The organism is Mycobacterium sp., assembly GCF_035633495.1.
Lineage (GTDB): Bacteria > Actinomycetota > Actinomycetes > Mycobacteriales > Mycobacteriaceae > Mycobacterium.
The window spans coordinates 47582-74143 of the sequence record NZ_DASQEU010000001.1; the positions used below are offsets into that span (position 1 = coordinate 47582).

Below are 26562 nucleotides of genomic sequence, written 5' to 3' on the forward strand. Positions count from 1 at the left end.
CACGCGCGGGCAGGCGGCGTATTCGTTCGGTAGCGTCGGTACGTGAAACGTCGAGCCCGGGAGGCGGAATCGTGAATCGACGTCATCCCCTTCCTAGTCTTCATCGGCATCGGGCTGAGTACTCGGAAGACGCTGTGCGCTAGCGAGATCACCGAATATGACATCGCTGATTTCTGCGCCACGGGTAACACGACGTTCGGGGCGGCGGCGCTACTGTCCTCCCTCGCGATCGGGCTGGTCTACCTGATCTGAAACTACCGCTTCCGTCAAGGAAGAACGGGACCCAGCCTCGGCAAGACGATGATGAAGTTCAAGGTCGTCGGTGAGCGGACGGGACGGCCGATCGGTTTCCGACTGTCGATCGTCCGCCAACTGACTCACGCAATCGACTCGCTCCCTTGCAATCTCGTTCACCCGTGGCCACCGTGGGATCGCAAGCGTCAGACGTTCCGGGACGAACTGATGTCGACGGTGCGCGTCAGCGAAACGCGCTGACGCCCGTCAGCGCCTCGCCGATCACCAACTGGTGCACCTCCGAGGTGCCCTCGTAGGTCAACACCGACTCCAGGTTGTTGGCATGTCGGATCACCGGATACTCCAACGTGATTCCGTTGGCGCCCAACAGTGTTCGGCACTGGCGGGCGATCTTGATCGCTTCGCGAACGTTGTTCAGCTTGCCGACGCTGACCTGCTCGGGCTTGATCTTCCCGTCGTCCTTGAGCTTGCCGAGGTGCAGGGCCAGCAGTTGCGCCTTGCCCAGTTCGACTGCCATGTCGGCGATCTTGGCTTGAGTCAGCTGATATCCGGCCAGCGGCTTGTCGAAGACCTCACGCGTGCCGACGTACTCCAGGGCTGTCTCCAAGCAGTCGCGGGCCGCCCCGACCGATCCGAAGACGATGCCGAACCGCGCCTCGGAAAGGCATGCCAGCGGTCCCGACAACCCCCGCGCCCCAGGCAGTTTCGCGTCATCGGGCAGACGGACGTCGTCGAGGCTGAACTCCGAGGTGACCGACGCTCGCAGCGACATCTTGTGCGTCATCTCCCTAGCGCTGAACCCCGGCGTCGACGTGGGAACCGCAAACCCGACGATCCCCTCGTCGGCTCGCGCCCACACGATCGCCACGTCGGCGATCGACGCGTTGGTGATCCACATCTTCGAGCCGTTGAGGATCCAGTCGGACCCGTCGCGTCGCGCCGTCGTCCGCATGCCGCTGGGATTGGAGCCGAAGTCCGGTTCCGTCAGTCCGAAACAGCCGATGAGCTCGCCGGCGGCCATCCCCGGCAGCCACTGCTCGCGCTGTTCCTCGCTGCCCCAGTGGTGGATGGCGAACATCGCGAGCGACCCCTGCACCGACACCAAGCTGCGCAGGCCGCTGTCGACGGCTTCGAGTTCCTGGCACACCAGGCCGTACGCGGTGGCCGTCGACCCGCTGCAGCCATATCCCTCCAAGTGCATGCCGAGCAGGCCCAGTTTGCCGATCTCGACGGCCAGGTCGCGGACGGGGACCTCCCCGGTCTCGAACCACTCGCCGATGTGGGGACGCAGCCGTTGCTCACCGAACTGCCGGACCATCGTGCGCAGCTCGAGGTCCTCGGGCGTCAACAGCGAGTCAAGGTCGAGGAGATTTTCGATCGTGGTGGACATGCTTTCGTTCTACACCGGCGCTCGCGCGAAACGGACACCGTTACGCTGATCCATGATGAGTGAGCAGCGTTCCAAGGCAGACGCGTACCGCGCCTACGGGCCCGCGACGAGGGCCATCCACGCCGGCTACCGGCCCGATCCAGCCACCGGCGCGGTCAATGCGCCCATCTACGCGAGCTCCACGTTCGCGCAGGATGGCGTCGGCGGCCTGCGCGGCGGCTTCGAGTACGCCCGCACCGGCAACCCGACCCGCTCGGCCCTCGAGGCGGCGCTGGCGGCCGTCGAAGGCGCCACGTTCGGACGGGCGTTCAGTTCGGGTATGGCCGCCACCGACTGCGCGTTGCGGGCCCAGCTGCGCCCCGGCGACCACGTCGTCATCCCCGACGACGCGTACGGGGGCACGTTCCGACTGATCGACAAGGTGTTCACGCAGTGGGGCGTCACGCACACCCCCGTCGCGCTCGCCGATCTCGACGCGGTGCGCGCGGCGATCACGCCCGAGACCCAGCTGATCTGGGTGGAGACGCCGACGAATCCGCTCCTGTCGATCGCCGACATCGCCGGGATCGTCGAGCTGGCGTCGACGTCCGAGGCAAAGGTCCTGGTCGACAACACCTTCGCCTCACCGGCGCTGCAGCAGCCGCTGGCGCTGGGGGCCGACATCGTCCTGCACTCGACGACGAAGTACATCGGCGGGCACTCCGACGTCGTCGGCGGCGCGCTGCTGACCAACGACGAGGCGCTCGACGACGCCTTCGCCTTCCTGCAGAACGGTGCGGGCGCAGTGCCGGGCCCGTTCGACGCCTACCTGACCATGCGCGGACTGAAGACCCTGACGCTGCGCATGCAGCGCCACAGCGAGAACGCGGGCCAAGTGGCCGAGTTCCTCGCCGAGCACCCCGCGATCGAGACGGTGCTGTACCCCGGCCTGCCCGGCCACCCCAACCACGACGTCGCGGCACGCCAGATGTCCGGCTTCGGCGGCATGGTCTCCGCCCGGCTGAAGGGCGGCCGGGACGCCGCGCACCAACTGTGCGCGCGCACCGACATCTTCATCCTCGCCGAATCGCTCGGCGGGGTGGAGTCGCTGATCGAGCACCCCGCCGCGATGACGCACGCCTCGACGGCGGGGTCGCAGCTCGAGGTGCCCGACGACCTGGTCCGGCTGTCCGTCGGAATCGAGGATGCCGCCGACCTGCTGGGTGACCTTGAACAGGCGCTACGCAAGGGTTGAGCGCAGTGCGGACGCGGTGACCGCCAGATTGATCTCGGGCAGCGCCGTCGGATATTCGTCGACCCAGCTGCCGCTCGCTATCTCGGTGGCCCGGGAGTGCACCCACCGCCAGCCGCGGTCGTTGAGGCTCAGGAGGACGCCCAGGCCGTCCGCAGCATGCAGCACGGTGACGATGGCCGCCGTCGTGGGTGTGGGCGGACGACGGTCGAAGAGGGCCGACAACAGATCGGTGCGTGCCATGGCCACCCGGTCGCGATGGGACAGCGGCCAGGCGTAGAGCGGATTGAACCGCTTCGACGGAAGCCGCACGCGCCTGATCTGCCCCAGGCGCTCCAGGTGCAGGGCCACGTTCTCCTGGACGTCCTTGCTCACCTTCGAGATGGCACGGGCCGGTGACAACGGCTGCCTCTGAAGGAGCTGGAACGCGGGCTCGACGACGGCATCCGTTGGTCCGCCGGCTCTCAAGGCGACAAGCCAGCCCGGTTCGACGGCATCACCCGGGACTGCCGGACGCACGCGACACGCGTACGCCAGGTCCAGCAGCACACCTGCCGCCAGCACGCGTTCCCGCCGCCCACGCTCCAGGGAGGGTTGAGCCGTCGCGTTGTCCAGCAGCAGGAGAAAGAGGTCTTCGGCGATCTGCGCCATGAACGGACCGTAGATCACCCGGCCGTTTCAGCCGCTACGAGTGGTAGGGCTCCGCGCTGATGAGCTCGACCTCGACGGTGCTGCCGTTGGGCACCACGTACGAGCGCTTGTCGCCGACCTTGGCGTCGATGATCGCGCCGCCGAGCGGAGACTTGGGCGAGTAGACCTCGAGCTTGCCGTCGGTCACGCCCTCCTGGCGCGTTCCGATCAGGAAGGTCTCGGTGTCTCCGCCGTCGATGAACTTGACCTTCACGACCGAGCCGGGCAGTGCCACGCCGGACTGCTTGGGCGCCTCGCCCACCTTGGCGTTGTTGAGCAACTCCTGGAGCTGGCGGATCCGGGCCTCTTGCTGCCCCTGGTCTTCGCGAGCCTGGTGGTATCCGCCGTTCTCGCGGAGGTCGCCCTCTTCGCGACGATCGTTGATCTCGGCAGCGATGATGGGTCGATTTGCGATGAGCTGGTCGAGCTCGGCCTTCAGCCGGTCGAATGCCTCTTCGGTCAGCCAGGTGACCTGGGTGTCGGTCATGTCGTCGCGCTCCTGTCTTCGTCTCGCGCTGTCAGCGTGAAAAGTTCTGCGTATTGCCGCGATCGCAGGCTCTGAGGAGCGCATTAAAGTAGCAATACACGGCTCCATCAGGAACCGTGTACGTCATTAATACTAGCACCGCCAGGACAACCGGTCTTCACGTATTGGCTGTTCGGAGTTCGTTCATTGGTTGCCCGACGCGGCCTGGGGTCAAACGTCGTCAGGGCGCCACCAGGTAGCTCGGAACGTCGGTTCCGCAGCCGTAGACGTCGCCGACGACTGGTCGACGGGTCGACTTGACCATGGTGGTCACCTGCACCGTTGCCTGTGCTGACGGCGGGACGAGGATCTCGCGTCGCCCGGTCTCGGCGCCGTCGATGGACTTGGCGCGAACGATGCACACCGCCGGGCGCGACGGGTCCTCGCGGGTGACGCTGATCGTGACTTGCACCGTCTCCGCGTCGACCAGTTGATAGCCCCCGAGTTCGCCCTTGACCTCACTCGTGCCCAGCCGTTGGTAGGCCACCAACGCGAGGGCCACCCCGGCCGCGACGATGACGAGGGAGAGGATCACCACCAGCCGGCGACGGGAGCGGCGGGTCAGCCGTTGCCGCCCGTAGCGGGAGGCGGGGCGTTCGATCATGAGAAGGGGAAGTCCGTCCGTACGAAGGTCTGCGTGGGTCTGAGTTCGGATGGTTCGGCTAGGACTGGAACTATAGGGGCATCCGAAGTGGTTGAACCGTGACGACCAAGGCAAGCGATCAGGTAAGGCACACGTGAGCGAACTGCGTTTGATGGCGGTCCACGCCCACCCCGACGACGAGTCGAGCAAGGGCGCGGCCACGATGGCCCGGTACGCCGACGAGGGCGTCCGCGTGAAGGTGGTGACGCTGACCGGTGGCGAGCGGGGTGACATCCTCAACCCGGCCATGGACCTGCCCGAGGTGCACGGCCGGATCCACGAGATCCGCATCGACGAGATGGCCAGGGCCGCCGAGTTCCTCGGCGTCGAGCACGAATGGCTCGGGTACGTCGACTCCGGGCTTCCCGAGGGTGACCCGCTGCCTCCGCTGCCAGAAGGGTGCTTCGCGCTGGTGCCGCTGGCCGAGTCCGCCGAACGACTGGTCCGCGTGATCCGCGAGTTCAAGCCGCACGTGCTGACCACCTATGACGAGAACGGCGGCTACCCACACCCCGACCACATCCGCTGCCACGAGGCGTCGATGGCTGCCTACGAGGCAGCCGCCGACTACCGGCTCTACCCGGACGCGGGTCCACCCTGGAGCGTCTCGAAGCTGTACTACAACCACGGTTTCCTGCGGAAGCGGATGCAACTGTTCCAGGACGAGTTCGCGAAGAACGGCGAGGTGGGTCCGTTCGAGAAGTGGCTCAAGGACTGGGATCCGGAGCTGGACGTCACCGCCACGCGCATCACCACCAGCGTCGAGTGCGCAAAGTACTTCGCCAAGCGTGACGACGCTCTGCGCGCGCACGCGACCCAGATCGATCCGAAGAGCTTCTTCTTCACCACGCCCATGGAGTGGCAGCAGCGGCTTTGGCCTACCGAGGAGTACGAACTTGCTCGCTCACGCATCCCCGTGACGCTGCCGGAGGACGATCTCTTCGCCGGGATCGACCCGTGACCGACGCCTTCCTCGTGATCGCCGCCCTCCTCGCCGACGAGACGCCGCGTAACACCGGACCCGACTTCGGCAAGGCCAGCCCGTTCGGGCTCGTCGTCGTCGTGGTCCTGCTCATCGGCACGTTCCTGCTGGTGTGGTCGATGAACAAGCACCTCAAGCGACTTCCCGAGTCGTTCGACCCCGAGCACCCCGAGCCGGACCAAGCCGTCGACGAGGGAACGGTCGGTCAGCCCGGCGATCCCGGCGTCGGCCAGGGCGGGCGTCCGGACGGTGGCGGCTAACACTCTCGGGGCGGCCACCAGCCCCTACCTGCGCCAGCACGCGGACAACCCCGTTCATTGGCAGCAATGGACGCCGGAGGCGCTCGCCGAGGCGACCACCCGCGACGTGCCGATCCTGCTGTCGATCGGGTATGCGGCCTGTCACTGGTGCCACGTGATGGCGCACGAGTCCTTCGAGGACGACGACGTGGCCGCGGTGATGAACGCCGGCTTCGTCTGCGTGAAGGTCGACCGCGAGGAGCGCCCCGACCTCGACGCCGTCTACATGAACGCGACCGTCGCGCTGACCGGTCAGGGCGGCTGGCCGATGACGTGCTTCCTGACGCCGGACGGCCGGCCGTTCTTCTGCGGTACGTACTACCCGAAGGCCGGCTTCCTGCAACTGATGGACGCCATCGTCGACACCTGGCGCCACCGTCGCGCCGAGGTGGAACAGGCGTCCGACGACATCGCAGGCGAGCTGAAGGCGATGGCGTCCGGCCTGCCCGGCGGGGGACCGCCAGTCGAACCCGAAGTATGCGACCAGGCCGTCGCGGACGTCCTCCGGGATGAGGACGTCGTCCGCGGGGGCTTCGGCGGCGCACCGAAGTTCCCACCCTCGGCGCTGCTGGAGGCGCTGCTGCGCAGCTACGAACGGGCCGGTGACCCCGGGGTGCTCGCCACCGTCGAGCGGACGTGCGGCGCCATGGCTCGCGGCGGCATCTACGACCAACTCGCGGGTGGCTTCGCCCGCTACAGCGTCGACGCGTCGTGGGTGGTGCCGCACTTCGAGAAGATGCTCTACGACAACGCGCTGTTGTTGCGGGTGTACGCGCACTGGGCGAGGCGCTCGGGAGAACCGTTGGCGCGCAAGGTGACTGACGAGATGGGCAGGTTCATCGTGCGCGATCTCGGCGACGGCGGCATGTTCACCTCGTCCCTGGATGCCGACGCCGACGGTGTCGAGGGCCTGACCTACGCGTGGACTCCCCGCCAGTTGCGCGACGTGCTCGGTGACGATGACGGAGGCTGGGCCGCAGAACTCTTCGCAGTCACCGACGCCGGGACGTTCGAACATGGCACCTCGGTGTTGCAGCTGCCCGTCGACCCCGACTCGCCCGAACGCTTTGGCCGAGTGCGCACGGCACTGCTCGCCGCCAGGCTCGATCGCCCGCAGCCGGGGCGCGACGACAAGGTCGTGACGGCATGGAACGGGTTTGCCATCACTGCCCTCGCCGAGGCGGCGGTCGCACTCGACAGGCCCGAATTCCTCTCGGCCGCAACGCAATGCGCGCGTTCGATCGTCGACCTGCACGTCGTCGACGGCAGGCTCAGGCGGGCAAGTCTCGGCGGCCGGGTGGGTGATAGTGCGGCCATCCTCGAGGACTACGCGGCGCTAGCCACCGGGCTGTTGACGCTGTACCAGCTGACCGGTGATGGCGACTGGCTGACGACGGCCACCGGCCTCCTCGACGTCGCACTCGACCACTTCGCCGATCCCGATCGCGACGGGCGCTGGTTCGACACCGCAGACGACGCCGAGCAGCTGATGGTGCGCCCGTCGGACCCGATCGACGGCGCCACCCCGTCGGGAGCTTCGTTGATCACCGAGGCCCTCCAGCTCGGGACGCACCTGGCCCCGGCCGATCGCGCCGATGGGTACTCCTCGGCCGCCGCGGCGTCACTCGCCGCGGCGACACCGATCCTGGTCGAGCTGCCGCGCTCGGGCGGTCACTGGCTGGCCGTCGCGGAGGCCGCCGTCCGCGGGCCCATCCAGGTCGCCGTGTCGTGCACTGGAACGGACTCCGAATTGCTCTCGGCGGCTAGGGTTCTCGCGCCGGGCGGGGCGATCGTCGTCGGGGGAGCGGTGGATTCGTCCGAGTTGCTGCGCGGCCGCGACCGAATCGGTGGCCGCGACGCGGCGTATGTGTGCCGTGGCCATGCGTGCGACCTGCCCGTCACGACCGCCGGAGATCTCGCTGCCGCGTTGGGTGCTTCCGTGTAGCGTGCCGCACATGTCGAGCGCCGAGCTGATCACGCAGACCGTCAACCGCTACCTGGAGCTCGTCGGTCAGGGCCGCGTCGACGACATCGCCGAGCTGTACGTCGACGACGCGACCGTCGAGGATCCGGTCGGCGGCGAGGTGCACATCGGGCGCCAGGCCATTCGCGGCTTCTACGCCAACGTCCTGGGCGGCAAGGCCGAAACCGACATCGTGACGCTGCGCGCGCTCGGTCACGAGGCGGCGTTCTTCTGGAGCCTGACCATGGATCTCGGCGAGGGCGGCAAGATTCGCATCGAGATCATCAGCACCATGGCGTTCGACGCCGAGGGACACATCACCGCGATGAAGGCCTACTGGGGCCCGGAGAACATCACCCAGCTGTAGCACTCTGCCCCGCTCTGTAGCGATTTCGGCGCGGAAACGTTCGCTAGGCGACAGTTCGCTAGGCGACAGTTAGCGCGCCGAAATCGCGTAACGGATCTCGGCGATGACCCGCTCCGGATACTCCGTCAGGTCCAGCCATGTGAAGCGGAGCACCAGCCACCCCGCCAGGGTGATCGCGTTCTGTCGCACCCGGTCGTTCTGGAAGTCGTCTGCGGTGCTGTGAAAAGCCAGTCCGTCCGTTTCAAGGGCGACTTTGCAGGCTTCGAAGCCGAAGTCAACGAGGTATCCGGCCACCGAATGGTTGGCCAACCAGCCGGTGATGCCCGCTTCCTCGAGTAGGCGTATCAACAGACGTTCCGCGGCCGAGCGTGCTCCGTCCTCCGCCGCGTGCAGCAGTCGGCGGGCGGCAGGCGATCCGTATCGCCCCTTGTTGCGCAGGTGCGCACTCCACAGCGGGTTCAGCTCGACGTGGCGCTGGAGTGCGGAATCCATCAGCTTGGGCCCTCCGCCTCGTCTGACGGCCGCCTCGACGACGGTGAGTTCGATGGCGGTGACCTGCAACCCGCGTCGCTCGACGACGTCCACGCCGTTCAAGTCGCGGCGGCGCACCAGTGACCCGCCGTGGCAGCGGCCGTGGCTGTCGCGCGGCACGGTCACCTCGACGACGTCGGGCGCGTACTTCGTGACACCGTGCCACCACGCGGCGGCCAGACCGCTGGCGACGGCACGCGGGCCATGGCCCCACACCGCCGCCCGGATCCGCGCCGCGTCAGTGAACGGACGGTCGTCGACGAAGTAGACGCACGGTGCGCATCGGCGCCACTGGCCCTGACGAACACGCCGGCGAACGGCTTGATCGCTGAGCCCGACGTGGCGGGCCTGGGCCATCGTGATCACTCCGTCGTTGTCGCGTAGATGGTCGTCGAGCATGTTCGAATGACGCGGCCGACGCCCCGGCGGTTCCACCCCGTGCGGTTTCGGCGCGCAAACTGTCGCCCAACGAACATGTCGCCCAACGAACGTTCGCGCGCCGAAATCGCTAAAAGACGGCGAACCACATCGCGATGTAGTGGCAGATCGCCGCGGCCGCCGTGCACGCGTGGAAGAACTCGTGGTGGCCGAAAGTCGTCGGCCATGGGTTGGGCCACTTGAGCCCGTAGAGCACGCCGCCGACGCTGTACAGCGCCCCACCGACGATCAGCAGCACCAACGCCGCAACGCCGGCGCCGTGCATGATCGGCACGATGAAGAACGCCGCGACCCAGCCGAGCAGCAGATACAGCGGAACGCCGACCCAGGCCGGCGCCGAGGGCCAGCACATCTTCAACAGCACGCCCGCGATCGCGCCGGCCCACACGATCCAGAACAGCACCATGCCCTGGCTCGACGGCAGTGCCAACAGAGCGAACGGCGTGTAGCTGCCCGCGATGAAGACGAAGATCATCGAGTGGTCGAGGCGCTTCATCCACTTGCGGGCGTTCGGTGACGTCCAGGTCACCCGGTGGTAGGTGGCGCTGACCCCGAACATGGCGACGATCGTGAATGTGTAGAGCAGCGTGGCGAGTCCGGCGCGGGTGCCTTCCAGCGCCCACGACACCGACACCAGGGCGGCGCCTGCGATGAAGGCGACGATGGCCGAGTAGAGATGAATCCACCCGCGGGCGCGCGGCCTGCCAAGGATTTGAGCGACGCCGTCGGCGAACGCCTCCGGTAGATCTTCCGCCTCTCGACGTGCGACGCCCGGCGGATCTGAGTCGGTCGTCTCGATCGAAGTGGCCATGTCGCCTCCGCTATCTGGCATGGGTGTACGCGAGCACCACAGTAGTCTTGGTCCTCGTGGAACTCATTCCCCCGCGACTCAAGGAACCGGCCTACCGGGTCTACGAGGCGCGGCTGCGTCACCAGTTGGCGCGATCCAAATCCCAACTGCCTAGGCACATCGCGGTCCTGTGCGACGGCAACCGGCGCTGGGCCCGTGACGAGGGTCACGAGGACGTGAGCTACGGCTATCGCATGGGCGCCGCGAAAATCGCCGAGATGCTCCGCTGGTGCCAGGAAGCCGGCGTCGAGATGGCGACGGTCTATCTGCTGTCGACCGAAAATCTGCAGCGCGACCCCGACGAGTTGGCCTCGCTCATCGACATCATCACCGACGTCGTCGAGGAGATCTGCGCGCCCATCAACCACTGGAGCGTCCGCACGGTCGGCGATCTCGAACTGCTCGGCCAAGAGTCGGCACGACGCCTGCGCGACGCCGTCGACGGCACCGCCCGTACGGCGTCGGGAGCCTTCCACGTCAACGTCGCAGTCGGATACGGCGGACGGCAGGAGATCGCCGACGCGGTGCGCGCCCTGCTGAGCAAGGAGCTCGCCAACGGGGCGACGGCCGAGCAGCTCATCGAATCGGTCACGGTCGACGCCATCTCCGAGAACCTCTACACGTCCGGTCAGCCCGACCCCGATCTGGTGATCAGGACTTCGGGCGAACAACGGCTCTCGGGATTCCTGCTATGGCAGAGCGCCTATTCGGAGATGTGGTTCACCGAAGCGCACTGGCCCGCGTTCCGGCACGTCGACTTCCTGCGCGCGCTGCGCGACTACACGCTTCGACACCGGCGCTACGGCCACTAGTGGTCGCGGTCGTAAGTTCGTCGGGGGGTTTAGCTAATTCTCATTCAATCTAAGGCGCCGCAGCTCACGGCACTGCCAGGATGTTGGTCATGACGGTGGTGCTGGTGCACGGTAACCCGGAGACGGACGCGGTCTGGGACCCCCTCGTGGAGGTACTCGGCCGGGATGACGTGGTCCGGCTCTCCCCGCCGGGTTTCGGTGCGCCCCTGCCGGACGGTTGGTCGGCCACCCACCTGGATTACCGGGACTGGCTGGAGGGCGAGCTGACACGGTTCGACGATCCGGTCGACCTGGTCGGGCACGACTGGGGCGGCGCCCACGTGATCAATGTGGTGATGCATCGCCCGGAGCTGGTGCGCAGCTGGGCCAGCGACATCATCGGGGTGTTCGACCCGGACTACGTCTGGCACGACCTGGCCCAGGTGTGGCAGACGCCCGGGGACGGCGAAGCGCTGGTCGAGACCATGATGGGCGGCACGCTGCAGGATCGGGCCGAACAGCTGGTCGGGCTCGGCGTGACACGCGAGGTCGCCACCAAGATGGCGGCCGGCCAGGGTCCTGAGATGGGCCGGGCGATCTTGCAGCTTTACCGTTCGGCGGCGCAGCCGGCCATCGCTGAAGCCGGCCAAGAGTTGGAGAAGGCCGCCGCGCGGCCGGGGTTGTCGATACTCGCCACCGAGGACCACTACGTCGGCTCGGACGAGATGCGTCGCCGGGCCGCCGCGCGCGCGGGAGCTCGCACCGAGGTGCTGGATGGGCTGGGTCACTGGTGGATGGTGCAGGACCCGTCGCGGGGCGCGGCCGCGCTGATCCGCTTCTGGGACTCGCTCGACTAGAAAGCCCGCGCCGGGCACTGCGTGCGGCTTCCGAGCTCAGCCGACGAGGCAGCCGATCCTGCACGACAGCGCCCAGCTCTTCATCGATTGACGCTCGGGCGCTCGGGTAGGCACTTAACTGCGAAAACTATCCGTGCGTGGACGAAAAATGGTGAATGATCGGTGTGGAATTGGTGCCGGGGGGTTAGGGGTGACTCGTGCCGAAGATCGGTGAGCATGCGGTGGTTCTCGGAGCAAGCATGGGCGGGCTGTTGGCCGCGAGGGTGCTGGCCGACTTCTACCAGACCGTCACGGTTGTAGAACGCGATGTGTTGCCCGACGACCCGGCGAACCGGCGGGGAGTACCACAGGGGCGCCACGTCCATGCCCTGCTGAGGCGCGGCGCGCAGATCCTGGATGAGCTATTCCCGGGATTTCTCGATGAGCTTGCCGCCGCTGGCGCACCCGTTTCGGGGGATGGGGATCTTGCTAAGGGGTATTTCTCCTTCAGCGGACACACGCTAGTCCGATCCGGCAAGGTACCGGATCCCGAAGCACTGGCGATGGTTCTTTCGAGCCGGCCGTTTCTGGAGTGCCATGTCCGGCGGCGGCTGCGCGCCATCGCGAACGTGACGGTCTTGGGCGGCCACGACCTGGTCGAGCTGACGGCGACAGCGGATCGGACCCGCGTCACCGGGGCTCGGGTGGTCAACCGCGACGGCGGCGACCGACGGACGCTGACGGCGGACCTGGTCATCGACGCGATGGGCCGCGGCGCCCACACCCCGGCCTTTCTGGAAAGCCTCGGCTACGGCCGCCCGGTCGAGGACCACATCGTCATGCACATGACCTACGTCAGCCAGCTGCTGCGGATACCTCCCGGCGCTCTGCAGGAGATGGTAGTCATCATTGGCTGCGCGCCGGGCCGGCCAACCGGGATGTTTCTGAGCGGCTACGAGGACGACACCTGGATGTTCACCGTCTTTGGGATGCTGGGACATGAGCCCACCGGTGACCGCGCCGGCATGATCTCATTTGCCGAGGAATACGCCCCCGCCCACATTCTGGCGGCCGTACGCGCCGCCGAACCCCTTGGGGACGTGGCGCGTCACCGCATGCCGTCCAGCCAGTGGCGGCGCTACGACAAGATGCGGCGATTTCCCGACGGTCTGCTGGCGGTCGGCGACGCAATCTGCAGCTTCAACCCGGTCTATGGCCAAGGAATGACGGTCTCTGCGCTGGACGCTGTAGCCCTTCGCAACTGTCTGCGTCGCGGCGGTCACCACCTGCCTCGGCGATACTTCCGCGCCGCCGCGAAGCAAATCGGTGTGGCCTGGCAGATGGCGGCCGGCGCTGACCTGGCTTTTGCCGAGGTGCAAGGGCGCCGGGGGCCGGCGATGCTGTTGATGAACCGGTTTGCGGACTGGGCGCTGACGGCTTGCGAATCCGATCCGATCACCCTCGAACGGTTCTTCAAGGTCAACAGCCTGGTCGACCCCCCGGTTCGCCTGCTGCACCCGTCCTTCGTATTCCGCGCCGCGACGGTCAACCTGAGCCGTCGCCGGCGCCGTCAACCAGCCGCGGTGGCGAGCGCAACGACTCGGTGACGGCGCAAGAGATTTCTTCCGACAAACCAGCTCAACAGGTTGTTGCGCAGACTGCCGGCAGTGCCGCGGATAGATTGGCGTACAACGAGGTTTGCTTCGAAGCGCCGAACCTGGTTGGTGACGGCCAGGAGAATCGGGCCCTCAATGCGGCGATGGTGACGTCGCGGCTTGGAGCCGTTTGGCGATGATTTCCTGGTCGTATAGCCATCCGTTGATTGGCTGTGTCAAGGTAAATCCGCCCAGAGAAATTTGGCCCCGGTGTCGATGTGCCACTGAGGTTCTTGGGGGTGTGCCGCGAGGTGATGCCTGCAGCCAGCCGATGAGGTAACGCGCGTATTCGACGCTAACGCGAAATCCACATGCGCTATTGCGCGGACGGGTAGACATCCGGTGTCGCTGGCTGTCGACCCTCTGTCGGGCACTGTTTACACGGCCAACAACGGGGACCAGTCCCTATCGATCATCCCCCGTGCTTAGTTTAGGTCCAGGCGGTGGGGTCTGCGAGGTAGAGGCCGCAGGCGGTGTCGAGAGCGGCTTCGGCGGGGCCGCCCATGAATCCGGTGGGTAGGTAGGAGTCTTCGTAGTCGTCGTGGCTGGCTCGGTACATCGCAAAGCCCCAGTCTCGTGCTGAACCGCCGTAGCGCAGTCGGCATAGCCGCAGTACCTCCCCGTCGGCCAGGATGCCGTCGACATAGGCGAAACCGGCGCGGTAACGCAGCCGTATTTCGCGCAGCTGCGGCCAGCGCTGGCGGGAACGCTCGGTGAGCCGTTGATGCAAGGAGGCCTTGGTCGAGTCTGGGATCTTCGGCATTTGCCCATGGTGGCGCACCCTGTTGGAGGCGGTGTCAGTGGTCACGGCGTGTCGCATCCGTGTTGAGAACGGGTGCGGAGGACAACGGGTGAATGACACTGAGCAGTCCGTACGTCATCACGTTGACCCTGCTGGATGAGTTTGTTCTGCGTGCTCGGGCCCGGTCATCGATCGCGGCGCATCGCGACGTGATTCGCGCACGGATCGTGCTCGGTGCGGCCGAGGGTGCGGCGAACACCGTGATCGCCGCGCAGGTGGGCGTGCATGTGGACACCGTCCGTAAGTGGCGGCGCCGGTTCGCAACTGCGGGCCTGCCCGGGCTCGAAGATCGACCGCGCAGCGGGCGCCGCCGTGCATTCACACCCGTACAGGTCGCCGAGGTCAAAGCGCTGGCCTGCACGCTGCCCGCCGAGACCGGTCAGCCGTTGTCGCGGTGGTCGAGCACCGAGTTGGCCGCCGAGGTGATCACCCGTGGGATCGCCGAGACGATCTCGGCGGCCACCGTGCGCCGTTGGCTGGCCGCCGATGCGATCAAGCCCTGGCAGCACCGGTCCTGGATCTTCCCCCGCGACCCCGACTTTCCGACGAAGGCCGCCCGGGTGCTCGACCTGTATGCCCGGCGGTGGCAGGGTCAACTCCTGGGTCCCGATGACTACGTGATCAGTGCCGATGAGAAATCGCAGCTGCAAGCCCTGCACCGGCGCCACCGGGGACAACCGCCCGCACCAGGGCGTACCCGGCGTGTGGAATTCGAATACCGCCGCGGTGGCACCCTGGCCTACTTCGCCGCCTACGACGTCCACCACGCCCGGGTGCTCGGCCAGATCGCCCCCAAGACCGGCATCGAACCCTTCGAGCAGCTGGTAGCCCACGTCATGACGACCGAACCCTATGCCTCGGCCCGACGGGTGTTCTAGGTCGTCGACAACGGCTCGTCGCACAACGGGGCGCGCTCGATCGAACGCATGCAGACAGCATGGCCGACCGCGACCCTGGTACACCTACCGATACACGCATCCTGGCTCAACCAGGTGGAGATCTACTTCTCGATCCTGCAGCGAAAAGCCATCAACCCCAACGACTTCGCCAACCTGAACCAACTCTCCGAACGCATCATCGGCTTCCAGGACCGCTACAACACCACCGCAACACCATTCGACTGGACCTACACCCGAGACGACCTCAACGCCTTCCTGAACCGCCTCGACCTCAACGACACCCGCCCTCACGCCGCATGACCCCCGACGAACTTACGACCGCGGCCACTAGTCGCATGGAAGACTGAACAGGTGGCTGCGATGTCCGCAGTGGTGTTCGCCTTGAGCTGGTGGCTCGGGCTGTATCTGTTGGCCCGCGATCCCCGCAAACCCGTGTTGTTCCTTGCCGCGATCGGACTGACCAGTTTCGCCATCGTGGTGGCGCTGGACGCCATTCGCCACCTGGCCACGTCCCTCACCGACGTGCTCAGCCACGTCGAGGTGTACCTCGTCGTCGCGCCGGGGGTGGCGTGGTTCGCGGTGCTGCTGGAACTCTCGCGGCCAGGCGATACGTGGCGCAGCCGGGCGGGCGAGCTGTTGATGGTCGCGGCCGTCGCCGCCCTTGCCCTTGGGGGCGCCGCCATGGCGGGCTCGGTCGAGGGCCCGCTGCGCGCCGGGCACTGGGTGATGTTCGCCGTGATCTCGCTGGCCACCCTCGGTGCCATGGTCAAGGCGCTGACAAGCGGCCGCAGGCCACGCTCGGTGACCGGCGTCGCCGTGGTCGCCACCCTGTTCTTCGCGCTGAGCAACGCCATCCTGGTGATCCCGCTGGGTCTGGTGCCGAGCTGGCTCGCCTTGGCGTCCACCGGCGTCGACGTGCTGCTGCTGGGTGTGGCCGTTGCGCTATGGGATTCGTTCGACGAAGGTCAGGCGCTGCGAGCCGACATGCTGCGATCGTTCACCGCCAGCGTCGTCGTAGCCGTCCTGTTCGGCGGTCAGGTGCTCGTCGGGATGGCGGTGACCAACGAACACGCCGCGCTGTCGGTGCTGCTGTTCACCAGCATCGCCATCGCGATCGGGATCAACGTCATGGCGGACCCGTTGGCGGGGGTGTTGGACCGGCTCGCGTTCTCCAGATCGCCCACCCTGCGGGCCGACCGCGCGACATTGCGTCGCACCGAAGCCGCACTGCCGTTGCGGTCGGACAACCCCCTCGACGACGTCGACGACGAGACGTTCGTCCGGCTGACGCGCCGGGCGCTCGGGCATTACGGGGATCTGTCCAAACTCGTTGCCAGCCCGCTGACGGCGCTGCCGATCGTCGACGAGCGACTGGCCCGCCGCGGAGCGCCCGATCAGCCTCTGGAACGGGCCAATGAGCTCAGGGCATTGCTCGCCGACCGCATCGCGGCGTTGAAGCCACGCGACGGCGGGGACTTCGGCATCACCGAGCAGTGGCGCCACTACAACTCGCTGTACTTCCCCTACGTCGTCGGGGTGCGGGCGTACGCGCAGAACGCGACGGCCGCGGGACTCGATCCCGTCGCCAAGCAGGCATGGCAGTGGTTCGTCACCGAGGTGCCTCAGCGCTCGCTGCACAACTGGCAGAACGCGGCTGCTCGCGTCATCGCCGCCGACCTGCGGGGCACGCCGGTGACGGCGGCCCACCAACCCTCCTGAGCTGCCGCTGGCAGCGATTGGCAGCGTTCGGCGTCGATCTGGCAGTGCTTCCCGAGCATCGTCGGTGGTGTTCGACCAACGACCTCAACGCCGAGGAGTCCGCCATGACCGCCACGATCATCACCCGTCCGCTGTCCGACAGTTCGGACTCGCTGCTGCGCTTCGCGATGCGCGTCGACGCCACGATCTCGGCCCTGCTCGGGTTGCTGGTCGTGCTGGCTGCCGAACCGCTGGGACGACTGACGGGGCTGAGCCCGACCACGGAATGGATCGTCGGGGCGAGCTTCATCGCCATCAGCGCCGCGGTGTACTGCCTGGCATCGCTGCCGAACATCCGCCTCGCTGGAACCGCCTTGATGCTTGGCAACCTCGCGTTCACGGTGGTGCTGGTGGGGACGGTGCTGGCCGGGTGGCTGCCGTTGACAGAGTTCGGCGTGATGATGACCCTCGCGACCGGGCTCTACACCCTGGCCATCGCCTACGTGCAGTACCTCGGAGTGCGCCGCCTGGCGTGGCTCCCACCGATCCGGTGCGCGGCCGCCCGTCGCAAGAGGTTACGGCGTGCGGCCCGCACCGGCCCTTCGAAAACCCCACCAGGAAGGAAAGATTCATGACCACTGTCACCGCCCCCACCGCCACCAAGGACGCATTCCTGCGATTCGCCATGCGACTCGACGCCGTGGTCAGCGGCCTCACAGGCATCGTCGCGCTCGCGATCGCACCGCGGCTCGCAGAGATGTCGGGGACGACGCGAGCACTGGAGTATTCGATGGGCACCATGTTCGTCGTCTACGGCATCGCCGTGTTCGCACTGTCGCGGATGGCGCACGTCCGTACGGCCGGTGTCGTCGTCGTCGTTGGCAACGTCGTCTTCACGGTCGCGGCGGTCGCCGTGGTCCTCGCCGGGGTCTGGCCGCTCACGACCGTGGGCATCGTGCTGACGCTGGGTAGCGGCGCCTTCACGCTGGTGATGGCCGACCTGCAGTACCTCGGCCTGCGGCGTATGCGGGTCTAGGTCGAACAGACGCAAATGTCCCCGACACGCGGCGTGTTCGGGGACGTTTGCGTCTGCTCGCTAAAGGAACTACCTAGAGCTTGCGGAGGCGGAGCCGGTTGATGGCGTGGTCGGCGTCCTTGCGCAACACCAGGGTGGCGCGCGGACGCGTCGGCAGAATGTTGTCGATCAGGTTGGGCCGGTTGATCGAATGCCAGATGTCGCGGGCCGCGAACCCCGCCTGCTCGTCGGTCAGCGTCGAGTAGTGGTGGAAGTGCGACTGCGGGTCGGCGAATGCGCCGACCCGCATCGCCAGGAAACGCGAGACGTACCAGCCCTCGATGTCCTCGATGCGGGCGTCGACGTAGACCGAGAAGTCGAAGAGGTCGGACACCATCAGCGCCGGGCCGGTCTGCAGCACGTTGAGGCCCTCGAGGATCAGGATGTCCGGGTGCTTGATCACCATCTTCTCGCCGGGGACGATGTCGTACAACAGATGCGAGTACACCGGCGCGCACACCTGATCTGACCCCGACTTCACGGCCGTCACGAACCGCATCAGCCCGCGGCGGTCGTAACTCTCCGGAAAACCCTTGCGATGCATCAGGTTTCGCCGCAGCAGCTCGGCGTTCGGGTAGAGGAAGCCGTCCGTGGTGACGAGGTCGACGCGGGGATGGTGCTCCCAGCGCGCCAGCAGGGCCTGCAGTACGCGGGCGGTGGTGGACTTCCCGACCGCCACGCTGCCCGCCACGCCGATCACGAACGGCACCGGACGGTCGGGGTTCTGGTGCGGCTCGCCGAGGAATTCGGCGGTGGTGGCAAACAGTCGCTGGCGCGCGGCGACCTGCAGGTGGATCAACCGAGCCAGCGGCAGATAGACCTCTTCGACCTCCAGGAGGTCCAGCTGCTCGCCGAGGCCGCGCAGACCCAGGAGCTCGTCCTCGGTCAGCTTCAACGGAGTCGACATACGCAGTGAGCGCCACTGACTCCGGTCGAACTCGACGTATGGACTCGGCTCGCTCGTCCGCGCCATGCAGTCAGTCTTGCACTTACGGTTGATGGCATGGCTCACGGGATGGACTCAAGCACCGCGATTCGCGAGTATTTGCTCCTTGGTCTGAGGTTCGATCGGGTCGAGGAGGGGTACGTCGACTCCTTCACCGGCGATCCGGCGTTGCGTGCCGTCGTCGCGGCCGAGCCGCCCCCGGACCCGGCCGACCTCGCGCGCCAGGCGGAGCGGCTGATCGCCGAACTGCCCGGCGTCGACGGACTCGACCCCCAGCGATCGGACTACGTCGAGGCGCACCTGCGGGCGCTGGCGTGTGCGGGCCGCAAGTTCGCGGGTGAGGACGTCGGCTTCGTCACCGAGGTGCACGACTACTTCGACGTCGACATCGTCAAGGGTGATCCCGACACGTACCGCGAGGCGCATCGCAAGCTCGACGAGGCGCTCGGCGGCACGGGCAGCCTCGCCGACCGGATGCAGGCCTACCGCATGGGCGAGGAGATACCGCCGGAGCGCCTCGAGGAGTGCATCCACGCGTTCTCCAGCGCGCTGCGCGACCGGGTCCGCGCCGACTTCCCGCTGCCGGACTCCGAGACCATCGTCTACGAGATCGTCACCGACAAGCCGTGGTCGGGCTTCAACTACTACGAGGGCGACTTTCGGTCCACGGTGGCCGTCAACGCCGACCTCAAGCAGCAGATGTCGGGTCTGCCGAGGCTGGTCGCCCACGAGTCGTACCCCGGTCACCACACCGAGCACTGCCGCAAGGAGGCCGGGCTCGTGGAACGTGACGGCCAGACCGAGCAGACGATCTTCCTAGTGAACACCCCACAGTGTCTGATGGCCGAGGGTCTGGCCGATCTGGCGCTGTACGCCGCGATCGGCCCCGACTGGGGCGCCTGGGCGGCCGAGATCTACGCCGACCTGGGCCTGCGGTTCGACGGGGAACGCGCCGTGGCCGTCTCTCAGGCCGCGGCGGCATTGGCCCACGTCCGGCAGGACGCCGCGCTGATGCTGCACGACGAGCATCGCGACGTCGACGACGTCGTCGCGTTCCTTCAGCGGTGGCAACTCACCAGCGAGGCGCGGGCCCGTCAGTCGCTGCGATTCCTGTCGTCGCCGCTGTGGCGGGCCTACACCAGTACCTACGTCGAGGGCTACCGGCTGCTGCGCGGCTGGCTGGATGCGCGGCCCGCCGAGGTCTCACTGACCGAGCGGTTCGGACGGCTGCTCGACGAGCCGCTGGTGCCGTCCGCCCTGCGGGCCGGTTGAGCGACCGGACCGGCCACACCTGCACCGAGTTTCGCCGACTTCTGCGCCAGGGTCGTGATCTTGCGCCTTGACCACGACCATGTCGCAGAAGTCGGCGCCTTCCGTCCCGACTACGCTGGTCGCATGACTGCTGACTCCGTGACAAGCCCTACTCCAGCGCTGGGCGCCGAGTACGCCGAGACCGCGAGCGCCGCCTATGCCGCCGCCTTGAAGGTCATCGAATCCGTTGAACCGCGCATCGCCGACGCGACGCGCAAAGAGCTTGCCGACCAGCGGGATTCGCTCAAGCTGATCGCCAGCGAGAACTACGCGTCACCCGCCGTGCTGCTGACGATGGGGACGTGGTTCTCCGACAAGTACGCCGAGGGCACCATCGGCCACCGCTTCTACGCCGCGTGCCAGAACGTCGACACCGTCGAGTCGCTCGCCGCCGAGCACGCCCGCGAGCTGTTCGGCGCCCCGTATGCCTACGCGCAGCCGCACTCCGGCATCGACGCCAACCTCGTCGCGTTCTGGGCGATCCTCGCCACCCGCATCGAAGCGCCGGAGCTGGCGGAGCTCGGCGCCAAGAACGTCAACGACCTTTCGGAGGCGGACTGGGAGAGGCTGCGCGCCAAGCTCGGCAACCAGCGGTTGATGGGCATGTCGCTCGACGCGGGCGGCCACCTCACGCACGGCTTCCGGCCCAACATTTCCGGCAAGATGTTCCACCAGCGCAGCTACGGCACCGACCCCGAGACAGGCCTGCTCGACTACGCCAAGGTCGCCGCTGCCGCGCGCGAGTTCAAGCCGCTGGTGCTGGTCGCCGGTTACTCCGCGTACCCGCGGCGGGTGAACTTCGCCAAGATGCGCGAGATCGCCGACGAGGTCGGCGCCACCTTCATGGTCGACATGGCCCACTTCGCCGGTCTCGTCGCGGGCAAGGTGTTCACCGGGGACGAGGATCCGGTGCCCCACGCCCACGTCACGACCACCACGACGCACAAGTCGCTCCGCGGTCCGCGCGGCGGCCTGGTGCTGGCTACCGAGGAGTACTCCGACGCCGTCGACAAAGGGTGCCCGATGGTGCTCGGCGGCCCGATGGCACACGTCATGGCGGCCAAGGCGGTCGCGTTCGCCGAGGCGCGCCAGCCGTCGTTCCAGGAATACGCGCAGCGCATCGCCGACAACGCCAAGGCGCTCGCCGACGGCCTTCTCAAGCGCGGCGCACGACTGGTCACCGGTGGCACCGACAACCACATCGTGCTGCTCGACGTGACGTCGTTCGGGCTCACGGGACGCCAGGCCGAGTCGGCGCTGCTGGACGCCGGCGTCGTCACCAACCGCAACTCGATTCCGGCCGACCCCAACGGGGCGTGGTACACGAGCGGCATCCGGTTCGGCACTCCGGCCCTGACCTCGCGCGGCTTTGGCGCCGACGACTTCGACCGCGTGGCCGAGTTGGTCGTCGAGGTGCTGAGGAACGCCAGTCCAGTTGGGGGCCCGGGAGCGCCTTCGAAGGCCAAGTACGTCTTGGCCGACGGCACCGCCGACCGCGTGCACGCGGCTGCGTCCGAGCTACTCGCCGCCAACCCGCTGTATCCAGGCCTGACCTTGTAATCAGTGACACGCCGCACCCGATTTCAAGGAATGTGTGTCCACGGGTTACAGTTAGTTTCATGGCAGACAAGCCCGTAGCCAACGCGCTGACCCTGGAACTGCACCCGGTCGTCGAGGAGAACCTGTCGCGCCACATCGCGACCGAGGAACTCTGGTACGCGCACGATTACGTGCCCTTCGACCAGGGCGAGAACTTCGCGTTCCTCGGTGGCAAGGACTGGGATGAGTCGTCGGTGACGCTCCCCAAGCATGTCACCGACGCGCTGGAGATCCTGCTCATCGTCAAGGACAACCTCGCCGGCTATCACCGCGAATTGGTCGAGCATTTCATCCTCGACGACAAGTGGGGCCGCTGGCTGGGCAGGTGGACCGCCGAGGAGCACCTGCACGCCATCACGCTGCGCAACTACCTGGTGGTCACCCGCGAGATCGACCCCAGCGCCAACGAGGACGTCCGCGTCGAACACGTGATGAAGGGTTACCGCGCCGACTCGTTCAGCCAGATCGAGACGCTGGCCTTCATGGCGATGCTCGAACGGGCACACGCGGTGTTCGCTCGCAACCTGCAGGCGCAGATCACCGAACCCGTGTTGCAGAACATGGTCGGCCGGATCGCCAAGGACGAGGAACGCCACGAGGAGTTCTTCGCCAACCTCGTCACGCACTGCCTGACCACCCAGCGGGACGAAACGATCGCTGCGATCGCCAGCCGCGCCGCCGCCTTGGAGCCCATCGGCGCGGACATCGACGCCTATCAGGACAAGGTTCGCGTCGTGGCCGAGGCGGGCATCTTCGACGACGCCGCTCTGCGTCAGGCAATCTCGGATCGCGTCACCGCGTGGGGTGTCGCGGACGCTCCCGTACTGGCGAAGTTCGTCGCCCAGTAGTTAACCGAGTGGTCACCTTTCGGCCACGGCGCGCCTGCGCGGCGCAATCCTCGCGACGAGGGTAGCGTCAATCTCGATGGCCGACATGCTCTGCTATCCGGGCGGTATCCGTCGTTTCGACGAAGACGGGACCGGCCCCGGTCCTGGTACCGCGGTATCCGCGAGGGAGTTCGTGCGGTGCCGCACGGGCCTAGGAGCGCCACGTGACTGATTCGTCCGTTCGGACCTATGTGCTCGACACCTCCGTTCTGCTGTCCGATCCCTGGGCGTGCAACCGCTTCGCCGAACATGAAGTGGTCGTCCCGCTCGTGGTCATCAGCGAACTGGAGGCCAAACGCCACCACCACGAGCTGGGTTGGTTCGCGCGGCAGGCACTACGGATGTTCGACGATCTGCGACTCGAACACGGACGTCTCGATCAGCCCATTCCCATTGGCACTCAAGGCGGCACGCTGCACATCGAGCTCAACCACAGCGATCCGACGGTGCTTCCCGCCGGCTTCCGCACCGACACCAACGACGCGCGGATCCTCACCTGCGCCGCCAACCTCGCCGCCGAGGGCAAGCTCGTCACCCTGGTCAGCAAGGACATCCCGCTGCGCGTCAAGGCGGGCGCGGTCGGGCTGCCCGCCGACGAATACCACGCCCAGGACGTCGTGACGTCGGGCTGGACGGGCATGGCCGAGGTCGACGTGGCCGCCGACGAGATCGACGCGCTGTTCGCCGACGGCGAGATCGACCTGGAAGAGGCTCGAAACCTGCCCTGCCACACGGGCGTTCGACTGTTGGGTGGCAACTCGCACGCCCTGGGTCGCGTCAACGCGGAGAAGCGCGTCCAGTTGGTCCGCGGTGACCGCGAGGTGTTCGGCCTGCGCGGGCGTTCGGCCGAACAGCGCGTCGCGCTGGATCTGCTGCTCGACGAGTCGGTCGGCATCGTCTCGCTCGGCGGCAAGGCGGGCACCGGCAAGTCCGCGCTCGCGCTGTGTGCGGGCCTGGAGGCCGTGCTGGAGCGCCGCACGCAGCGCAAGGTCGTCGTCTTCCGGCCGCTGTACGCCGTCGGCGGCCAGGATCTCGGCTACCTGCCGGGCAGCGAGAGCGAGAAGATGGGCCCGTGGGCGCAGGCCGTCTTCGACACCCTGGAGGGGCTCGCCAGCCCCGCCGTGCTCGAGGAGGTCCACGCCCGCGGCATGCTCGAGGTGCTGCCGCTGACCCACATCCGCGGTCGCTCGCTGCACGATTCGTTCGTGATCGTCGACGAGGCGCAGTCGCTGGAACGCAACGTCCTGCTTACCGTGCTGTCCCGGCTCGGCGCCGGCTCGCGGGTGGTGCTCACCCACGACGTCGCTCAGCGCGACAACCTGCGGGTGGGCAGGCACGACGGTGTCGCGGCCGTCATCGAGAAGCTGAAGGGCCATCCGCTGTTCGCCCACATCACGCTGCTGCGGAGTGAGCGGTCGCCGATCGCCGCGCTGGTGACCGAGATGCTGGAGGAGTTCAGCCCGGGCGCCCTTCCCTGATCCGGCTCGGCTCTGCGGCCATGGCGTCCTCTACTCGCACTTCGTCGCCATGGACGCAGAGCCAGGCTTGGTCGGTAGGCTGCCACCGTGCGTAAGCGGCCCGACTCGTCCTGGACGTACTGGCGCGTCGTCATCGGCGTCTGCGCAGGCGTCGCGATCGTCATCGTCGGCGGCTTGACCGGACACGTGCGGATCGCCACCCCCGCCGAAGCGGCCGAAGAGGTCGACTGCTCGGTGGTCAAGTGCGTCGCGCTGACCTTCGACGACGGTCCGAGCCCGTACACCGACCGGTTGCTGCGGATCCTTCAGGACAACGACGCCAAGGCGACGTTCTTCGAGATCGGCAACAAGGTGGCCGCCAACCCCGAGGGCGCCAAGCGCGTCGTCGAGGCGGGCATGGAGTTGGGCAGCCACACCTGGGAACACCCCAACATGACGACGATCCCGCCCGCGGACATCCCCGGGCAGTTCAGCAAGGCCAACGATGCGATCGAGGCGGCGACGGGCCAGCGCCCCAAGCTGGTTCGCACGGCGGGCGGCCTCATCGACGATCAGGTGCTGGCCGAGGCGGGCAAGCAGGGCCTGGCCGACGTCAACTGGGACGTCATCCCGTTCGACTGGGCCAACGACGCCAACACGGGTGCCACCCGCTACATGCTGATGACCCAGATCAAGCCGAACTCCGTGGTGTTGTTCCACGACTCGTATTCGTCGACCGTCGACCTGATCGAGCAGTTCCTCCCGGTACTCAAGGCCAACGGCTACCACATGGTGACCGTCACGCAGATGCTCGGCCCGCGGGCGCCGGGCACCACCTACGGCAGCCGCGACAACGGCCCGCCCGCCAACGAACTCGTCGACATCCCACCCGGCGACATCCCGTCGCTGCCGAACACTCCGTCGCCCCCACCGATGCCCAACTTCCCGATCACCGACATCCCCAACCAGAACTCCGGTGGTCCAAACAATGGGGCGTGACGTCACGTCATGACGACGGACACCGCGTTCGTCCTGACGCTGTTGGTGCTCTGCTACGCGGTCGTCTCGGGACTGGTCAAGCGGTGGTACCTGGCGCCCGCGCTCATCTTCGTCCTGCTCGGAATGATGTTGGGACCATTCGGCTTCAACGTGCTCGAGGGCGATCCAGACACCTCGACGTTCACGGTTCTGGCTCAGCTCGCGTTGACGGTGATCCTGTTCAACCAGGCGGCCGACCTCGACCTGTCGGCGGTGGTGCGTCGCGGCGAAGTGACGTTCCGGCTGTTGGTGATCGGCATACCGCTGGCCATCGCGCTGGGCGTGCTGACTGCCCTCCTGTTGTTCCCCGTGATGCCGCTGTGGGAGGCGGTGTGCCTCGCGGCGATCGTCGCGCCCACCGAGGTGGCGCTCATCGACGCACTTCTGGAGAACGATCGCATCCCCGAACGTATTCGTCATGCGCTGTCCGCCGAGAGCGGCTTCTACGACGGCTTCGCCCTGGCGGCCTTGCTCGCGGCGCTGGCGCTGGCGTCCGAACGCATCGACTCCGAGCTGAACTGGGGCTGGTTCCTCGTCCGCACCGAACTGGTGTCGGTGGTCGTCGGCCTCCTCGTCGGGGCGGGCGGCGGTTGGGTGATCGACAGGTCGCGCAAACGTGGATGGATGAGCGACACCTGGGCGCAGCTCGCGACGCTGGCCGTCGCGCTGGTGTGCTTCCAGGTGGGAGAGATGTTGCACGGCAGCGGTTTCGTCGCCGCCTTCGCCGGCGGTGTCGCGTTCGCGTTCGCCGCCCACCGTGCGGGTTCGAGCCCCGACACCCACGTGTCCGATGCAGCCGGGCAGCTCCTCGAGCTGATGGTGTTCGCGATGTTCGGCGCGTACGCGGTGGTCGTCGGCTGGCGCGACGCGAGCTGGCGCGTCGTGGTGTTCGCCATCGTTGCCCTGTTCCTGGTGCGTCTCGTCGCGGTGTCCTCGGCACTCATCCGCAGCGACATGCCGATGCGCGAGCGGCTGTTCATCGGATGGTTCGGGCCGCGCGGCATCGGCACCCTGGTCCTGGGCCTGCTCGTCGTCGAGCGCGGCCAGATCGAGCAGGAGCCGCTGATCATCCAGGTGGTCGCCGTGACCGTCTCGCTGAGCCTGGTGGTACACAGCCTCACGGCGTGGCCGGGAATCCGCTGGCTCGTCACCACCCCGGAGAGGGCCTAGTGACCAGTCAGATGCGATCGCGCCGTCTGATCTCATTCGGTTGACTAGTGCGGCGTCGCCTGAGATTGTCCGGGTACTTCCACCCGTGTCGAGCGCCATCCTGGCGAGGCGCGCCTCGATCCCTACAGCGTGCATGCTCCGGCAATCGCCGCGCGCCGACTCGTGCGGAACTGACTGAATACTCCGATTCACCTGTCGATACCTCGTGCAGCGGCCGATGATGTATGTGGGTC

26 protein-coding genes and 2 pseudogenes are annotated in these 26562 nt (G+C 67.2%); 20 read left to right on the plus strand and 8 right to left on the minus strand.

Annotated features, from left to right (window positions below; all coding sequences use genetic code 11):
* Positions 1–285: 285 nt before the first annotated feature.
* Positions 286–495: pseudogene (locus tag VET27_RS00295) on the plus strand (RDD family protein); the annotation flags it as partial.
* Here the strand turns inward: VET27_RS00295 and VET27_RS00300 are convergent.
* Positions 479–1645, minus strand: a complete 1167-nt coding sequence (locus VET27_RS00300) for an acyl-CoA dehydrogenase family protein (protein ID WP_526514394.1) — start codon at positions 1643–1645, stop codon at positions 479–481. The pseudogene VET27_RS00295 and the gene VET27_RS00300 overlap by 17 nt on opposite strands.
* 55 nt (positions 1646–1700) lie before the next feature.
* On the opposite strand from VET27_RS00300, the gene VET27_RS00305 reads away from it, so the two are divergent.
* The gene (locus tag VET27_RS00305; protein WP_526514395.1) at positions 1701–2879 is read left to right on the plus strand and encodes a cystathionine gamma-synthase; all 1179 of its coding nucleotides are present in this window, start codon (positions 1701–1703) and stop codon (positions 2877–2879) included.
* Here the strand turns inward: VET27_RS00305 and VET27_RS00310 are convergent.
* The 3 genes from VET27_RS00310 to VET27_RS00320 form a co-directional block, all read right to left on the minus strand.
* A complete protein-coding gene (locus tag VET27_RS00310; protein ID WP_526514396.1) occupies positions 2865–3527 on the minus strand; it encodes a GPP34 family phosphoprotein in 663 nt (220 codons plus the stop codon). The genes VET27_RS00305 and VET27_RS00310 overlap by 15 nt on opposite strands.
* A 34-nt stretch (positions 3528–3561) precedes the next feature.
* Entirely contained in the window at positions 3562–4053 is a 492-nt protein-coding gene (gene greA / locus VET27_RS00315; protein WP_284225076.1) for a transcription elongation factor GreA, read from the minus strand.
* A gap of 220 nt (positions 4054–4273) precedes the next feature.
* On the minus strand, positions 4274–4696 hold the full coding sequence (locus VET27_RS00320) for a DUF4307 domain-containing protein (protein ID WP_526514397.1): 423 nt from the start codon (positions 4694–4696) through the stop codon (positions 4274–4276).
* Positions 4697–4829: 133 nt separating this feature from the next.
* On the opposite strand from VET27_RS00320, the gene mca reads away from it, so the two are divergent.
* The 4 genes from mca to VET27_RS00340 are packed head-to-tail and all read left to right on the plus strand — an operon-like array spanning position 4830 to position 8346.
* Entirely contained in the window at positions 4830–5696 is an 867-nt protein-coding gene (gene mca / locus VET27_RS00325; protein WP_526514398.1) for a mycothiol conjugate amidase Mca, read from the plus strand.
* Positions 5693–5977: a hypothetical protein gene (locus tag VET27_RS00330; RefSeq protein WP_526514399.1), complete on the plus strand. Its 285-nt coding sequence runs from the start codon at positions 5693–5695 to the stop codon at positions 5975–5977. Before mca ends, VET27_RS00330 begins: the two co-directional genes overlap by 4 nt.
* A complete protein-coding gene (locus VET27_RS00335) occupies positions 5967–7961 on the plus strand; it encodes a thioredoxin domain-containing protein (RefSeq protein WP_526514400.1) in 1995 nt (664 codons plus the stop codon). The genes VET27_RS00330 and VET27_RS00335 overlap by 11 nt, the downstream gene beginning before the upstream one ends.
* A gap of 10 nt (positions 7962–7971) precedes the next feature.
* A complete protein-coding gene (locus tag VET27_RS00340) occupies positions 7972–8346 on the plus strand; it encodes a nuclear transport factor 2 family protein (protein ID WP_526514401.1) in 375 nt (124 codons plus the stop codon).
* A gap of 69 nt (positions 8347–8415) precedes the next feature.
* On the opposite strand, the gene VET27_RS00345 is transcribed toward VET27_RS00340, so the two are convergent.
* A complete protein-coding gene (locus tag VET27_RS00345) occupies positions 8416–9276 on the minus strand; it encodes a DUF559 domain-containing protein (protein ID WP_526514402.1) in 861 nt (286 codons plus the stop codon).
* A gap of 109 nt (positions 9277–9385) precedes the next feature.
* The gene (gene trhA / locus VET27_RS00350) at positions 9386–10126 is read right to left on the minus strand and encodes a PAQR family membrane homeostasis protein TrhA (RefSeq protein ID WP_526514403.1); all 741 of its coding nucleotides are present in this window, start codon (positions 10124–10126) and stop codon (positions 9386–9388) included.
* Between the two features lie 56 nt (positions 10127–10182).
* Between trhA and VET27_RS00355 the strand changes: the two genes are divergently transcribed.
* The 3 genes from VET27_RS00355 (at position 10183) to VET27_RS00365 (ending at position 13399) form a co-directional block, all read left to right on the plus strand.
* Positions 10183–10977, plus strand: a complete 795-nt coding sequence (locus VET27_RS00355; protein WP_526514404.1) for a (2Z,6E)-farnesyl diphosphate synthase — start codon at positions 10183–10185, stop codon at positions 10975–10977.
* Between the two features lie 89 nt (positions 10978–11066).
* On the plus strand, positions 11067–11813 hold the full coding sequence (locus VET27_RS00360) for an alpha/beta fold hydrolase (protein ID WP_526514405.1): 747 nt from the start codon (positions 11067–11069) through the stop codon (positions 11811–11813).
* A gap of 197 nt (positions 11814–12010) precedes the next feature.
* Positions 12011–13399 (plus strand): FAD-dependent oxidoreductase, encoded by a 1389-nt coding sequence (locus VET27_RS00365; protein ID WP_526514406.1) that lies wholly within the window; start codon positions 12011–12013, stop codon positions 13397–13399.
* 478 nt (positions 13400–13877) lie between these two features.
* Here VET27_RS00365 and VET27_RS00370 read toward each other — a convergent pair whose 3' ends face one another.
* A complete protein-coding gene (locus VET27_RS00370) occupies positions 13878–14210 on the minus strand; it encodes a hypothetical protein (RefSeq protein WP_526514407.1) in 333 nt (110 codons plus the stop codon).
* Between the two features lie 92 nt (positions 14211–14302).
* On the opposite strand from VET27_RS00370, the gene VET27_RS00375 reads away from it, so the two are divergent.
* The 5 genes and pseudogenes from VET27_RS00375 (at position 14303) to VET27_RS00395 (ending at position 17882) form a co-directional block, all read left to right on the plus strand.
* On the plus strand, positions 14303–15127 hold the full coding sequence (locus tag VET27_RS00375; protein ID WP_526514408.1) for an IS630 family transposase: 825 nt from the start codon (positions 14303–14305) through the stop codon (positions 15125–15127).
* 12 nt (positions 15128–15139) lie between these two features.
* A pseudogene (locus VET27_RS00380) lies at positions 15140–15448 on the plus strand (IS630 family transposase); the annotation flags it as partial.
* 51 nt (positions 15449–15499) lie between these two features.
* Complete coding sequence (locus tag VET27_RS00385; protein ID WP_526514409.1) at positions 15500–16867, plus strand: hypothetical protein; 1368 nt, start codon at positions 15500–15502, stop codon at positions 16865–16867.
* Between the two features lie 104 nt (positions 16868–16971).
* Positions 16972–17481, plus strand: coding sequence for a hypothetical protein (locus VET27_RS00390; protein ID WP_526514410.1), 510 nt, complete (start codon positions 16972–16974; stop codon positions 17479–17481).
* Entirely contained in the window at positions 17478–17882 is a 405-nt protein-coding gene (locus VET27_RS00395; RefSeq protein ID WP_526514411.1) for a hypothetical protein, read from the plus strand. Before VET27_RS00390 ends, VET27_RS00395 begins: the two co-directional genes overlap by 4 nt.
* 73 nt (positions 17883–17955) lie before the next feature.
* On the opposite strand, the gene coaA is transcribed toward VET27_RS00395, so the two are convergent.
* The gene (gene coaA, locus VET27_RS00400; RefSeq protein WP_526514412.1) at positions 17956–18894 is read right to left on the minus strand and encodes a type I pantothenate kinase; all 939 of its coding nucleotides are present in this window, start codon (positions 18892–18894) and stop codon (positions 17956–17958) included.
* Between the two features lie 42 nt (positions 18895–18936).
* Here coaA and VET27_RS00405 point away from each other — a divergent pair, with 42 nt between their 5' ends.
* The 6 genes from VET27_RS00405 (at position 18937) to VET27_RS00430 (ending at position 26329) form a co-directional block, all read left to right on the plus strand.
* Positions 18937–20139 (plus strand): DUF885 domain-containing protein, encoded by a 1203-nt coding sequence (locus VET27_RS00405; RefSeq protein ID WP_526514436.1) that lies wholly within the window; start codon positions 18937–18939, stop codon positions 20137–20139.
* A 123-nt stretch (positions 20140–20262) separates the two neighbouring features.
* A complete protein-coding gene (locus VET27_RS00410) occupies positions 20263–21738 on the plus strand; it encodes a glycine hydroxymethyltransferase (RefSeq protein WP_526514413.1) in 1476 nt (491 codons plus the stop codon).
* 59 nt (positions 21739–21797) lie between these two features.
* On the plus strand, positions 21798–22625 hold the full coding sequence (locus tag VET27_RS00415) for an acyl-ACP desaturase (protein ID WP_526514414.1): 828 nt from the start codon (positions 21798–21800) through the stop codon (positions 22623–22625).
* Positions 22626–22828: 203 nt separating this feature from the next.
* Positions 22829–24142: an RNA 5'-3' helicase PhoH2 gene (phoH2, locus tag VET27_RS00420; protein ID WP_526514415.1), complete on the plus strand. Its 1314-nt coding sequence runs from the start codon at positions 22829–22831 to the stop codon at positions 24140–24142.
* Between the two features lie 87 nt (positions 24143–24229).
* Positions 24230–25120: a polysaccharide deacetylase family protein gene (locus tag VET27_RS00425; RefSeq protein WP_526514416.1), complete on the plus strand. Its 891-nt coding sequence runs from the start codon at positions 24230–24232 to the stop codon at positions 25118–25120.
* Positions 25121–25129: 9 nt separating this feature from the next.
* The gene (locus VET27_RS00430; RefSeq protein ID WP_526514417.1) at positions 25130–26329 is read left to right on the plus strand and encodes a cation:proton antiporter domain-containing protein; all 1200 of its coding nucleotides are present in this window, start codon (positions 25130–25132) and stop codon (positions 26327–26329) included.
* The last annotated feature ends 233 nt before the right edge of the window (positions 26330–26562 follow it).